Here is a 13,121-nt window from a genome sequence, read left to right as displayed (position 1 = left end):
GGCCGTCGGTGGCCCGGCGTCAGGAGGCGCCGGGATCCGGGACCTGCTGTCCGTCGGGGTTCTTCTGGCTGTCGTCACCGGTGGAGCCGGTGCTGTCGCCGCCCCCGTCCCCGGTGCCGGCCGAACCGCTCGGCGACGGCTCGGTCGACGGTGAGGTGCTGGGGGCCGGCGAGGTCCTGCCACCGTCCGACGGGGACGGCGACGGGGACCGGGTGCCGGGATCCGTGCCGTCACCGGTGCCGGTCCTGCCGGAGCCGCTGGGGTCGGGCGACGGCTCGTCGCCGCTGCCGTGGTCCTTGCCGTGTCCGGTGGAGTGACGGGGGTCGGGCGACTGGGGGGTGTCCGGCCGGTCCCGTCCCGTATCAGCGGGGTGGGTGAGATGGCTCAGGGTCGTGCCCGGGGCGCCGCTCGACGTCTGACCGGTGATCAGCTCGGTGGCGGTGACCGCCCCCATGGCGAGCACGAAGACGGCGAACGCACCGAGCGCCGGCCGCTTCCAGCCCCGCAGCCGGGTGCCGTACGTCGCGTGAGCGACCTCCTCGACCTCCTCCTCTGCCCCTTCTGCCTTCGCGGCGGCCTTACCGGACGCGGCATCCACGTCAGCCGTCGCACCGGTCCGGCCGGGTGCGGCCTGACCCAGGGCCATCGTCCGCTCGTCCACCCGCGGCACCAGCTGGGTCCGTTCCTCCAGCCTCGGGACCAGCTGCGTCCGGTCCGCGGGGCGCTCCTGCCCGCCCGCCTTCACGGGGCGCAGCGCGCGCGTCGCGTCGTCATCGACGGGACGCAGCATCCGCGTCGCGTCGTCGCCCTCCGGGGCGGGATGCGCGCCGGAGGGTCCGCGGCCGCCGACCTGACCGGCTCGCGGGATCAGCTGGGTACGGTCCGCGCCGGGGCCGGACTCCCGGGCGGCGACGGACGTGACCTCGTCCTCCGCACCCTGCCTGTCGAATGTCGCCAGCACCATGGTCGGGTCGGCGCGCTGCGCCTCCCCCGCATGCGCGCCGGAACCGCTGAGGGGGCCCGTCCCGGAGTCCGCCGGGGTGTGGGAGCGGGTGAGGGGGAAGCGGCGGGGCTTGGGCCGGGTCACGACCTTCGCCTCCTTGAGCTGTTCGCCCGTGCGCCGGAACAGATGCTGGAAAACCGAGCCGCCGGTCGTGGCCACGACACTGACCACACCCGCGCCGATGATGGTTCCGTATACGCCGAGCCGGCCCGCGAGGTAGGCGGCGACGGCCGCCGCGAGAGCACTGCCCGCGACCTGAGCAACGCTCAGATCGATCCGCTTCTCCTTCTTCTTCGTGTCCGTTTCGGTTTCTTCGTCCATCTCCAGCCCTTGATCGCCCCTTCGATCCATCTTGCACAGAGAAGGGACCATTCAGCGGACTCAAAAGTTCCGAATCTGTCGATTCTGTGAACATCGCCACCTTGGGCGCGGTAGAGAGATCGACAAGACGACCCAACTCCGTTACCCCGCCAGAAGTTCGGCGGCGCGGCGGTCCACCCCGGTGGCCCGAATGGAGTACTGTGGCGAGCCCTGGCCCCGGTTTCCCGTCCGGCTGCCCGGACTCACGGGAGGGGCCCTGAAGGCGGCCCCGGCCCTGGGGTGCCGCCGCTCGGCACGGGTGATCGGTCACAGGGAAGACGGCATGGTCACCGAACATTGCAAACCGGTAACCGTGTCATAGCGGCGTTTCAGGGCCAAGCCCCGACGCGCCGGGCAACTCGGCAATGTTGTGGCAGGCTGCACCCGGGCAGGCCACACTCGACTAGCGGAAGCAGCGACGTACGTGACGTCGGCAGGCACCACCCGGGAGGTCCCCATGCCCGAACTGCGTGTCGTGGCCGTCTCCAACGACGGCACACGGCTGGTGCTCAAAGCTGCGGACAGCACCGAGTACACGCTTCCGATCGATGAGCGGCTGCGCGCCGCCGTCCGCAACGACCGTGCGCGGCTCGGCCAGATCGAGATCGAGGTCGAGAGTCATCTGCGGCCGCGGGACATCCAGGCGCGGATACGCGCAGGCTCCTCCGCCGAAGAGGTCGCACAGCTCGCCGGCATCCCCGTCGACCGGGTGCGCCGCTTCGAGGGCCCGGTGCTCGCCGAGCGCGCGTTCATGGCCGAACGCGCCCGCAAGACCCCCGTACGCCGCCCCGGCGAGAACACCGGCCCGCAGCTCGGCGAGGCGGTGGCCGAGCGGCTGCTGCTGCGCGGCGTCGACAAGGAAACCGTGCAGTGGGACTCCTGGCGCCGGGACGACGGCACCTGGGAGGTGCTGCTGGTCTACCGCGTCGCGGCCGAACCGCACTCCGCGATCTGGACGTACGACCCGCCCCGGCGGCTCGTGCAGGCCGTCGACGACGAGGCGCGGGCGCTGATCGGTGAGAGCGACGACACCCCGGAGCCGAGCTTCCCGTTCGTGCCGCGGATCGCGCGGCTGCCGCGCGACCGGCCGCTGGACCGCGCCCTGGACCGGCAGATGCCGGACCGCGGGTCGCCCGCCGGCGAGGAGACCGAGCCGCGGATCGCGGACGAGGCCACCGGCGAGCGGGAGCGGGATTCGCTGACCAGCCTGCTGGAGGCCGTGCCGAGCTTCCGCGGCGACATGATCGTCCCGGAGGCGGTCAAGGCGCCGCAGGGCGACGAGGCGGCCGACGAGGACGAGATCGAGGAGCCGCCGGCCCCGGCGGCGAGTGCCGGCGCGGGTTCCGCGTACGCCGATGTGCTGATGCCGCGGGCGGTGGCCGGACACGGCGACCGGCTGACCGGGCGGACGGACCGGCAGGCCGAGGCGGACGGTGTGCGGCCCGGACGCCGGGCCGCCGTGCCGAGCTGGGACGAGATCGTCTTCGGCACCCGGCGCAAGAAGCCGGAGTAACGCCGGCCGACGCCACAGCTACGACGCCGTCCGCCCGTCTCCTGGACAGGAGGCGGGCGGACGGCGTCGTGGCATGCCGGGCCGGGGCGGCGGCGCGTCAGCCCGGCTCGGGGCCGGTCGCCACCGGGCGGGACGGGTCGCCGGACCATTCGCTCCAGGACCCCACGTACAGCGCGGCGGGAATGCCCGCGACGGCCAGGGCGAGCACCTCGTGGGCCGCGGAGACGCCGGAACCGCAGTAGACGCCGACCTCGGCATCGGCGGTGGCGCCCAGGGCGGCGAACCGGTCGGCGAGCTCGGACGGAGTGCGGAAGGTGGTGCTGTCCTCCGCGACGTTCCCGGTCGTCGGTGCGGACACCGCGCCCGGGATATGACCGCCGACGCGGTCGATCGGCTCGACGTCGCCGCGGTAGCGCTCGGCCGCCCGCGCGTCCAGGAGGACACCGCGCCGGGCCAGCTGTGCCGCGTCGTCCGCCGTCAGCAGCGGGAGCGCCCCGGGGGCGGGCGTGAAGTCGCCTGCGGCCGGGGCCGGAACGGCGTCCGACAGGGCTCCGCCGGACGCCTGCCAAGCCGCGAGACCGCCGTCCAGCACCCGGACGTCCGGGTGGCCCGACCAGCGCAGCAGCCACCAGGCGCGGGCCGCCGCCCAGCCCTGTCCGCCGTCGTACACGACCACGCCGCGGTCCGCGCGCACACCGGCCGCCCGCATGGCGGCACCGAAAACCGTGAGATCGGGGAGCGGGTGGCGGCCGGCCCCGCCGGGGGCGGCGGCCAGTTCGCCGTCGAGATCGGCATAGACGGCGCCGGGCAGATGACCTGCCGCGTACTCGGGGCGGCCCGGCGGGCCGCCGAGCTGCCAGCGGACGTCCAGGAGCACCGGAGCGGAAGGACCTGCCAAGTCGCTCGCGAGTTCGGTAGCGGTGATGATGGCATTCATGGGACTCATCCTTGCGTAGCGTCGACTACGTACAGAAGGCGGGTGCCCACCCTCCGTATGGCGGAGTTGCATCGGGAGGCAACGCCGTGGAAACGGATGCGCAACAGCAAATCGGGCATTCTCCCTCGCGAACGCGCCACAGACGGCGCGGCCGGGGCGCACACCAGGTCACAGGGTGCGAGCATCTGCTCGGGACCCGCGCCCGTACCCCCCACATGGCCACCACCCCGATGGTGCGAGGAGAGAGTGACGATGACGACCGAGCCAGCGACTCGGCGGATGCCCGGCGCGCCCTGCTGGGTGAGCCTCATGGCGCATGGCCTGTCCGCGACGCAGGAGTTCTACGGCGCGCTCTTCGGCTGGGAGTTCCGCCCCGGGCCGCAGCATCTCGGCCCGTACGCCCGTGCGTTCCTCGACGGGCGGGAGGTGGCCGGGCTCGGTGAACTGGCGCCCGACCGTCATCTTCCGGTCGCCTGGACCACCTACCTGGCCAGCGACGACGCGGACGCGAGCGCCGAGCAGATCCGTTCCTACGGGGGGACGGTCGGAGTCGGGCCGCTGGACGCGGACGAGGCGGGGCGGATGGCCATCGCCTCCGACCCGCACGGCGCGATCTTCGGTATCTGGCAGGGCAGATCGATGACGGGAACCGCGGTCAGCGGCGAGCCGGGCACCCCGGTGTGGAACGAACTCGTCACCCAGGACACCCACTCGGTCGGGCCGTTCTACGAGCATGTCTTCGGGTTCGAATCGGAGGCCGTCGTCTCGGCCGACTTCGACTATCTGACGCTGTACCTCAAGGGGCGGGCGGTGGCGGGCATCCACGGCGTGGGGAGCGCCCTGACGCGCGAGCGGGGGCCGCACTGGATGACGTACTTCGCCGTCTCCGACGCCGACGCCGCGGCCCGCCGGGTCGCCGAGCTCGGCGGTCATGTACTGCGCCCCGCACGGGATTCCGCGCACGGCCGGCTGGCCACCGTCGCCGACGTCGAGGGCGCGGTCTTCACCGTCATCGAGCAGCGCTGACGCCTCCCGGTGACGACGCTCATCCCGTGGCGTCGACCGGCAGGACGTCCGGGGAGAGCGCGGCCGCGCGGGCGGTGGCGGAGGTCTGGCGGCGGCGGTGATGGCGCCGGCACAGCACCTCGTAGCCGACCTCGGCGGATGTGGTGTCCTCGTCGCCCACCACATCGCCGACGACGACCTGGGCGCCCTCGACGACCATCCGGCCATCGACCGTACGAGCGTTGTGGGTGGCCCTGGCGCCGCACCAGCAGAGCGCCTCCACCTGGAGGACCTCTATCCGGTCGGCCAGTTCCATCAGCCGCTGGGAGCCGGGGAAGAGCTTGCTGCGGAAGTCGGTGGTGATGCCGAAGGCGAAGACGTCCAGGTCGAGGTCGTCGACCACGCGGGCGAGCTGGTCGACCTGTTCGGGGGCGAGGAACTGCGCCTCGTCGGCGATGACGTAGTCGACCCGGCCACCGGAGGTGAGATGGCCGATGACATGGCCGTAGAAGTCCATGTCATCCGCCGCCTCGACGGCCTCGGTGACCAGGCCGAGGCGGGAGGACAACTTGCCGTGGCCGGCGCGGTCGTTGCGGCTGTAGATCATGCCTTGCAGACCTCGGGCGGACCGGTTGTGCTCGATCTGCAGCGCGAGTGTCGACTTTCCGCAGTCCATCGTTCCGCTGAAGAACACCAGCTCGGGCATGGGGAGTTGCGGGCCTTTCGGGCTCGGGTGGACGGGTTCGCGCGGCGCGCTGCGGTCGGCGGCCGTGGGTCAGGTGCGGACTTCCAGGAGCGGCACCAGCTGCTCCACCGGGGTCATCGAGCCGTGCATCCCGACCATCTCCGACTCGCGGGGCTCGCGCTCGGTCGCGATGATCACCATGTCGGCGTGCGCGGCGGCCACGACATCGCCGATCCGGCCGCGGACCCGGTCGTCGACGTGCGGTCCGAACCACCCGGCTGCGATGGCCTCTTCGCGGCTCGCCACCCACATCTGCTCACCGACCACCTCGCGCCACACGGCGAGCACATCGGCGGCCGCCCCCGGATGCGCGTACAGATGCCGGGCCCGGCCCTCACCGCCCAACAGGCGTACCCCGGCGCGCAGTTCCCAGTCCTCGTCGAAGTCGATCCGGGAATCGGGGTCGAAGGGGATGTCGATCATGCCGTGGTCGGCGGTGATGTAGAGGGCCGAGCGCGGCGGGAGCTGCTCGGCCAGCCGCTGGGCGAGCCGGTCGACGTACATCAGCTGGCCGCGCCAGGCGTCGGAGTCGACGCCGTAGCGGTGGCCCTTGCCGTCGACCTCGGCGTAGTACGTGTAGACCAGCGAGCGGTCGCCGGCGGCGAGTTGCGCGGCGGCGAGGTCCATCCGCTCCTCGCCGGAGAGACGGCCGTGGAAGGTGCCGCCGCTGAGCGCGATCTTGGTGAGCGGGGTCTGCTGGAAGTGCGGTGCGGAGACCTGGCAGGTGTGGATGCCCGCGGCGTCCGCCAGCTGGAAGACCGTCGGATACGGCTGCCAGGCGTGCGGGTCGGTCCAGGGCTGCCAGCGCAGCTGGTTCATCAGTGCGCCGATGGCAGGGTTCTCGCAGGTGTATCCGGCCAGGCCGTGGGCGCCCGGCGGCAGTCCGGTGCCGACCGAGGCGAGCGAGGTGGCGGTGGTGGAGGGGAACCCCGCGGTCAGCGGGCGGCCGCTGCCGTTGAACGAGGTGTCCAGGAGGGAGGTCAGGAACGGTGCCTCGTCGGGGTGGGCGCGCAGCAGCTCCCAGCCGAGTCCGTCGATGAGGAAAACACACGCCCGGTCCGCGGGGGCCAGCTCCATCGCGGTGCCGGGCTCCGTCAGGCCCTGGCCCGCCACTATCGCGGGCAGCAGATCGGCGAGCGAACCCGTGCCGTACCGGGGCAGCGGGGCGGTCAGCGGATCGAGGGGTTCGGGCTCGGGCCAGGCTTGGGTGGCGTGCGCCATCAGCGGGGGCTGGTGGTGGCCGCGGTGGCCTCGGAGAGCGCCTGGGCGAAGGTGAGCGTCTCGCGGACCGAGTCCGGGCCGTCGCCGGCCTCGCTGACCCGCAGCGAGAGGTCGTCGGCGGTGGAGGAGCCGGTGTAGCCGTGGTCCGCCTCGCAGTTGGGGTCACCGCAGGTGGCGGGCTCCAGGTCCAGGCGGGCGACGGCGCCCCAGCCGATGGTGAGGACGACCTCGCGGGGCAGCTGCCCGGGGGTGTACGACTCGGGGTTGGCGACGACGCGGCTGAGCACCACGGAGGAGATCCGGCCGATCTTCACGGACTCGGTGGAGGTGGTGGCGTACGGCGAGGGGGAGGTGGCGTCGGCGGCCTGCTCGTCGGTGTGGCTGACGATGAACCGGGTGCCGGTCAGGACCAGGACCGTGACATGCCGGCGGACCTCGTTGGCATCGAAGGTCGTCTCCTGATGGACGAGATACGACACGACGGGCTCGCCGCCCACCGCGGCCTGCACCGCCTCGGCCACGAGGGTCGGGTAATAGCCACTGCGCTCGATCGCCGCGCGCAGCCCCTGAGTCGTCGTACCGGTCTTAGCCATGGGGTCCATCTTACGGGGCGTACAGGGCTGCGGAGACGCCTCGGTCGTCAGTAGACGGGCAGCCGGCGGGGGCCGAGGTCGGTGGTGGCGGGTGGGCGGGCCAGACGGACGGCGGCGCCGAGAACGGAGAGGCCCTGCGGGGCGACGACGACTGGTTCGAGGTCGACGCCGACGACCTCGGGGTGGTCGTCGACGAGCCGGGAGACCCGCAGCAGCAGCTCGGCCAGCGCGCCGGTGTCCACGGGCTGCGAGCCACGCCAGCCGAACAGCAGCGGAGCCGCCCGGATCGATCGGATCTGGTCGGTGACATCGCGGTCGGTGGCCGGGATGAGGCGGTGTGCGATGTCGCCGAGCAGCTGGGAGGGGGCGCCGGCCAGGCCGAAGGAGAGGACGGCGCCGGCGGCCGGGTCGATGGCGGCGCGGATGACCGTGTCGACGCCGCGCGGCACCATCGCCTGGACGACCGGCCGCAGCTCTTCGGGGGAGCCGAGGAAGTCGGTCAGCTCGGTGTAGGTGCGGCGGAGGTCGCCCTCGCCCGCGATGTCCAGGCGGACCCCGCCGAGGTCGGCGCGGTGGCGCAGGTGCGGGGCGGTGGTCTTGAGGGCGACCGGGTAGCCGAGGCGGGCGGCGGCGCGGACCGCGGCGTCGGGATCGGGCGCCGGGAGGGCGGGGCGGGTGTGGATGCCGTAGCGGGCGAGCAGTGCCTCGGCGTCCTCCGGCGGCAGCGCCACGGAGCGGCCCGGGGCGACGCCGGGGGTGAGCCGGTCGAGGAGTTGATCGATGTCGGTGCCGGCGGCCGCCTCCTGGATGTCGTCGTACTCGGGCACCCGGCCCGGTTCGGCGGCGTCCCGGCGCCAGGCGGCATAGCGGACGGCCTCGCCGAGCGAGCGGACGGCGCGCTCGGCGGCGGGGTAGGCGGGGATGCGGGTGCGGGCGGGACGGGGGCGGTGCGGGACGGGGGCCTCGGGGGGCGGCGGTGCGGGGAACAGGACCGGGGGGCGGGACGGGGGATAGGTGGGGCGGGGCGGGGCCGGCGCGGCCCGGTCGGAGGGCGGCTCGGGGGCCTCCTCCGGGGGCAGGGGCGGGTCTGCGTCCTCGCCTCCGGTCCGCCCCGGGTCCGGGGAGCACTCCCCCGGTGCGGCGAGGGTCGCGGCCAGGTCGTCCATCGCGAGGTGGACGACCGTCACCGGCTTCGCGGGATCCGCGGCCGCGGCGCCGCGCAGGGCGGCGGCGAGCGTGGCCTCCTCGCTCTCTCCGGGGGCGGCGGTGTCCCCCTCCCCCACCCAGGGGATGGCGGTGACGACGACGGCGTCGCAGGCATCGCGCGCGAGGGCGTCGGCGAGCGCGGCCCGGAAGTCGTCCGGGGTCGCGGCGGAGGCCAGCACATGGGGCCGAAGCGGCCGCAGCCCTTCGGTCAGGCAGGCGTCGTAGGCGAGCAGCGCGAGGGATTCGGAGTTGCCGAGGATGGCGATGCGAGGGCCGGCCGGCAGCGGCTGGGAGGCCAGCAGCAGCCCGGCGTCGATGAGTTCGGTGACGGTGTCGACGCGGATCACGCCCGCCTGGCGCATCAGGGCGGCGACGGTGCTGTCGGGGATGCGGACGGTGGGGACGGCGTGGCCGGGCGGCGCGGTGCCGTTGTGGCGGGCGCCCTTGGCGACCACCACTGGTTTCACGGCGGCGGTGCGGCGGGCGAGCCGGGCGAATTTGCGCGGGTTGCCGATGGACTCCAGGTAGAGGATGACGACGTCGGTGTCCGGGTCGTCGTACCAGTACTGGAGGAGGTCGTTGCCGGAGACGTCGGCGCGGTTCCCGGCCGAGACGAAGGCGGAGATACCGGCGATGCCGTCGTCACCGGGACCGCGGGCGTGCAGCCCGCTGAGCAGGGCGATACCGATGGCGCCGGACTGGGTGAAGAGCCCGATGCGGCCGGTGCCGGGCATCCGCGGGGCGAGCGAGGCGTTCAGCCGGACGTCGGCGGCGGTGTTGATCAGGCCGAAGGCGTTGGGCCCGATGAGCCGCATGCCGTACGAGCGGGCCTGCTGCAGCACGGCGCGCTGCAGCTCGCGGCCTTCGGGGCCCGATTCGGCGTACCCGGAGGACAGGATCAGCACGCCCTGGACGCCGTGTTCGCCGCAGTCGCGGACGACCTCGGGGACACGGGCGGCGGGGACGGCGATGACCGCGAGGTCGACGGGGTCGGGGATCTCCCGCAGCGAGCGGACGGCCGGCACGCCTTCGGGGTCGAGCCGGTCCGTGCCCTCGGGGAAGGCGTGGTTGACGGCGTGCACGCGGCCCGTGAAGCCGGAGTCGAGGAGGTTGCGCAGGGTGGTGCGGCCCACGCCGCCGGGCGCCCGGCCCGTCCCGATGACGGCGACCGAGCCGGGGGCGAGCAGCCGCTGGACGGAGCGGGCCTCGGCGCGCTGCTCGCGGCCGCGCATCACGGCCATCGACTGCTCCGTCGGCTCGAGGTCGAATTCCAGACGGACGACGCCGTCCTCGAACCGGCGCTGCTGGGTGTAGCCGGCGTCCGTGAAGACCTTGATCATCTTGGTGTTCGCGGGCAGCACCTCCGCGGCGAAGCGGCGGATGCCGCGCTCGCGGGCGACGGCGGCGACATGCTCAAGGAGGGCGGAGGCGACACCGCGGCCCTGATGGGCGTCCTGGACCAGGAAGGCGACCTCGGCCTGATCGTCCTCGGGGTCCTTGGCGGGCAGCCCCTGGTCGTTGATGCGGTCGTAGCGCACGGTGGCGATGAACTCGCCGCCCACGATGGCGGCGAGGCCGACCCGGTCGACGTAGTCGTGGTGGGTGAAGCGGTGGACGTCGCGGTCGGACAGGCGCGGGTAGGGCGCGAAGAAGCGGTAGTACTTCGACTCGTCCGAAACCTGTTCGTAGAAGGAGGTGAGCCGCTCGGCGTCATCGGGGGCGATGGGGCGGATGCGGGCCGTGCCGCCGTCACGCAGCACCACGTCGGCTTCCCAGTGGGTCGGGTAGGCGTGGTCCGGCGACGTCTGCATGCGGACAGCGTACGGCCGGGCACCGACAACCGGCTCGGTATGCGTAGTCTCGGAGAGCGGGGCAGGACCCGGGCGCCGGAACGACCACGGAACCCGGCCCTCCCCGCACGGTCCTGCGCCGGAAGGCCGGGAGCAGGAAGGCCGTGGCGATCGGCTTCCGGACCACTCCGGCACCGTGCGACACTGGTCTAGACAACAGTCACGACTCGAAGGGCAACACCATGGCTGAGCGCCGCGTCAATGTCGGTTGGGCCGAGGGCCTGCACGCCCGCCCCGCCTCGATCTTCGTCCGTGCGGCCACCGCGGCCGGCGTCCCGATGACGATCGCCAAGGCTGAGGGCAACCCCGTCAACGCGGCCTCGATGCTCGCGGTTCTGGGCCTCGGCGCCCAGGGTGGCGAAGAGATCGTGCTGGCCTCCGACGCCGAAGGCGCCGAGGCCGCGCTCGACCGCCTGGCGAAGCTCGTCGCCGAGGGTCTCGAAGAGCTCCCCGAGACCGTCTGAGTCCTTCAGGACCACCCAGCTTCTGCGGCCCCGCAGCGGCGACCGGAAACGGCCGCCGCTGCGGGGCTTTTTCTGTCGCCGGGTGTGGTGACGTACGAAGGGGGCGGATCCGGGTGGGCGGTTCCTTGCGCGCGATTCGTTGCGCGCTTTGCTTGCACGCGTCGCTCGCACGCTTCCGCTACGCGCTTCGGCGGTGCGCTTCTGCAGTGCGCGAACGGGAACCCGCTCCCCCGCGATAAAACTCTCCGGGAAACCGGCCCCTGGGCACCCGCCATTCCCCGGCACGCACCCGGAATGCGGAATTCGCGCACTCCGCAACCGGAAATCCGGAAACGGAAAGCCGGACACCCGAAAGCGGAAAGGGGAAAGGGGAAAGGGGAACAGCCTATAGCTCGCCCCTCACATGCCCTCCGCCCATTCCGTATCTCTTTGTATACGGGGCGATTGTTAATGGCGGGCGCGCGCCGTGTTGACGGGTCGTTTCGCCTCCCTCACCCCGGCCGCGACGGGACGCCGCAACCTGTGGGCCGGAAGGGCGCTCTCGATGTGCGCCGCCATCAGGGAGCGCGCCCGCCCGGCGTCACCCCGCGCCACCGCGTCCAGCAGCGCACCGTGCTCGTCCCACGACTCGGCCACCCGCGCCGACGGCTCCACCGTGTACATCCACTCGATCTTGCGCCGCAGCTGGGTCAGCTGCGCCGTCAGACTGGGGCTGCCGGCCGCCTGGGCGAGCGTTTCGTGGAACCAGCCGTCCAGTTGGCGCAGATCCGCAGGGTGGCCGTGGCCGGATCGCTCGCGCCCCAGGCGCACCAGACCGCGCAGCACCTTGAGGTGCGCCGTGCTGCGCCGGACGGCCGCGCGGGCGGCGCCCAGCGGCTCCAGCAGGGCGCGGATCTCCAGGAGGTCGGCGGCCTCCTGCTCGGTGGGCTCGGCGACGCAGGCACCCGCGTGATGGCGGGTGGTGACGAAACCCTCGGACTGCAGGGTGCGCAGCGCCTCACGGACCGGCACCCGGGAGACGCCGTAACGCGCGGCCAGGATGTCCTCGATCAGCCGGCTCCCCGGCACGAGCGCGCCGGAGACAATGTCCTCGCGAATCGCCGTGCACACCGCATGCGCGGAAATATGGCCTCGCATCGTCCGTGCCTCCGCCGCAATCCCGGGAAATGGCCGCCGACCGGCGACTATTTCCGTGATTCTATTCGACCGGGACGGATTTTTGACGGGCTCCGGTTATTCATGGATATCTTTTGGCCAAGGGCGTGCGCCCACACACCTGCCGCTGCCGCGCGGCCGACCCGGCCTGCCCCCGATGAAGCCCCGCCGACGACGAAGCCCCGGCCGGGGCCGGGGCTTCGGGGCTTCGGGGGGACGTGCGGTGCGTGCGGTGCGTGCGGTGCGGGACCGTCAGACGTTGACGCCGTGTGCGCGCAGGTACGCGATCGGGTCGATGTCCGAGCCGTAGTCAGGGCCGGTGCGGGCCTCGAAGTGGAGGTGCGGTCCGGTGACGTTGCCGGTGGCGCCGGAGAGCGCGATCTGCTGCCCCGGGGTGACGCTCTGCCCGACCGAGACGGAGAACGACGACAGGTGGCCGTACTGGGTGTACGTACCGTCCTTCATCTTGATCACGACGTTGTTGCCGTACGCGCCCCCGTCGCCGGCCTCGACGACGGTGCCGGCGCCGACGGCGTGCACGGTGGTGCCGGAGGCGGCGTGGAAGTCGATGCCGGTGTGGCTACCGGAGGACCACAGTCCGCTGGAGGCCTGGTAGCCGGTGGAGACGTAGGAGCCGGCGACGGGCGCCACGAAGGTGTTGAGGCGCTTGCGCTCCTCCTCGCGGGCCGCGCGCTCCTTGGCCTCGCGCTCCTTCTTGGCCTTCGCCTCGGCCTTCTTCTTGGCCTCCTCGGCGCGCTGCTTGGCCATCTCGGCGACCTTGCGGGCCTCGGCCTCGGCCTTCGCCTGCGCGGCGGCGGCCTCGGCGTCCGCCTGCTGCGCGTCGGCCTGCGCGGCGATCCGGTCGGCGAGCTCGTCGCCCACCACGACGGCCTGCGTCAGGCCGGTGTCGTAGGTGGGTGCCTCGTCCGTGGCGGCCAGCGCCGGCGAGGCCACGGAGGCGACGACGCCGGAGGCCGCGAGGGTGGCTATGCCGGCGATGTTGCGGGTCGTACGAGCGGTGCGGCTCGCACGGCGGTGCTTCCCGGTGGCACGGGTGAACGCCATGTGC

The 13,121-nt window shown here is 73.0% G+C and carries 11 protein-coding genes; 3 read left to right on the top strand and 8 right to left on the bottom strand.

The features are described 5' to 3' along the window. Window positions 1-19 precede the first annotated feature (19 nt). A complete protein-coding gene (locus ACIRQ7_RS20405; protein ID WP_404264081.1) occupies window positions 20-1,324 on the bottom strand; it encodes a hypothetical protein in 1,305 nt (434 codons plus the stop codon). A gap of 496 nt (window positions 1,325-1,820) precedes the next feature. Between ACIRQ7_RS20405 and sepH the strand changes: the two genes are divergently transcribed. Then, window positions 1,821-2,876, top strand: a complete 1,056-nt coding sequence (sepH, locus tag ACIRQ7_RS20400; RefSeq protein WP_401471260.1) for a septation protein SepH — start codon at window positions 1,821-1,823, stop codon at window positions 2,874-2,876. Between the two features lie 97 nt (window positions 2,877-2,973). On the opposite strand, the gene ACIRQ7_RS20395 is transcribed toward sepH, so the two are convergent. Beyond that, window positions 2,974-3,813 carry a sulfurtransferase gene (locus ACIRQ7_RS20395; protein ID WP_404264079.1) on the bottom strand — a complete coding sequence of 280 codons (840 nt, stop codon included), beginning with the start codon at window positions 3,811-3,813 and terminating at the stop codon, window positions 2,974-2,976. A gap of 252 nt (window positions 3,814-4,065) precedes the next feature. Between ACIRQ7_RS20395 and ACIRQ7_RS20390 the strand changes: the two genes are divergently transcribed. Further along, the gene (locus tag ACIRQ7_RS20390) at window positions 4,066-4,839 is read left to right on the top strand and encodes a VOC family protein (protein WP_404264077.1); all 774 of its coding nucleotides are present in this window, start codon (window positions 4,066-4,068) and stop codon (window positions 4,837-4,839) included. Window positions 4,840-4,858: 19 nt separating this feature from the next. Here ACIRQ7_RS20390 and ACIRQ7_RS20385 read toward each other — a convergent pair whose 3' ends face one another. The 4 genes from ACIRQ7_RS20385 to ACIRQ7_RS20370 form a co-directional block, all read right to left on the bottom strand. Next, on the bottom strand, window positions 4,859-5,524 hold the full coding sequence (locus ACIRQ7_RS20385) for a thymidine kinase (RefSeq protein WP_404264075.1): 666 nt from the start codon (window positions 5,522-5,524) through the stop codon (window positions 4,859-4,861). A gap of 69 nt (window positions 5,525-5,593) precedes the next feature. Then, the gene (locus ACIRQ7_RS20380) at window positions 5,594-6,784 is read right to left on the bottom strand and encodes an alkaline phosphatase family protein (RefSeq protein WP_404264073.1); all 1,191 of its coding nucleotides are present in this window, start codon (window positions 6,782-6,784) and stop codon (window positions 5,594-5,596) included. Further along, window positions 6,784-7,377: a DUF5998 family protein gene (locus ACIRQ7_RS20375; RefSeq protein ID WP_401471275.1), complete on the bottom strand. Its 594-nt coding sequence runs from the start codon at window positions 7,375-7,377 to the stop codon at window positions 6,784-6,786. The genes ACIRQ7_RS20380 and ACIRQ7_RS20375 overlap by 1 nt, the downstream gene beginning before the upstream one ends. A 47-nt stretch (window positions 7,378-7,424) precedes the next feature. Continuing rightward, window positions 7,425-10,394 (bottom strand): GNAT family N-acetyltransferase, encoded by a 2,970-nt coding sequence (locus tag ACIRQ7_RS20370; protein ID WP_404264070.1) that lies wholly within the window; start codon window positions 10,392-10,394, stop codon window positions 7,425-7,427. 221 nt (window positions 10,395-10,615) lie between these two features. Between ACIRQ7_RS20370 and ACIRQ7_RS20365 the strand changes: the two genes are divergently transcribed. Beyond that, the gene (locus ACIRQ7_RS20365) at window positions 10,616-10,897 is read left to right on the top strand and encodes an HPr family phosphocarrier protein (protein WP_401471281.1); all 282 of its coding nucleotides are present in this window, start codon (window positions 10,616-10,618) and stop codon (window positions 10,895-10,897) included. Window positions 10,898-11,344: 447 nt separating this feature from the next. Here the strand turns inward: ACIRQ7_RS20365 and ACIRQ7_RS20360 are convergent, their stop codons facing one another. Both ACIRQ7_RS20360 and ACIRQ7_RS20355 read right to left on the bottom strand, forming a co-directional pair. Next, complete coding sequence (locus ACIRQ7_RS20360) at window positions 11,345-12,034, bottom strand: GntR family transcriptional regulator (RefSeq protein WP_404264068.1); 690 nt, start codon at window positions 12,032-12,034, stop codon at window positions 11,345-11,347. A gap of 270 nt (window positions 12,035-12,304) precedes the next feature. Continuing rightward, window positions 12,305-13,117: a M23 family metallopeptidase gene (locus tag ACIRQ7_RS20355; RefSeq protein WP_404264066.1), complete on the bottom strand. Its 813-nt coding sequence runs from the start codon at window positions 13,115-13,117 to the stop codon at window positions 12,305-12,307. Window positions 13,118-13,121: the final 4 nt, after the last annotated feature.

Source organism: Streptomyces sp. NPDC101393, from assembly GCF_044767385.1.
In the GTDB taxonomy this organism is placed as follows: Bacteria; Actinomycetota; Actinomycetes; order Streptomycetales; family Streptomycetaceae; genus Streptomyces.
The sequence above is the reverse complement of the archived record's forward strand: the minus strand, read 5'-3'. Positions and strand labels throughout refer to the sequence as shown.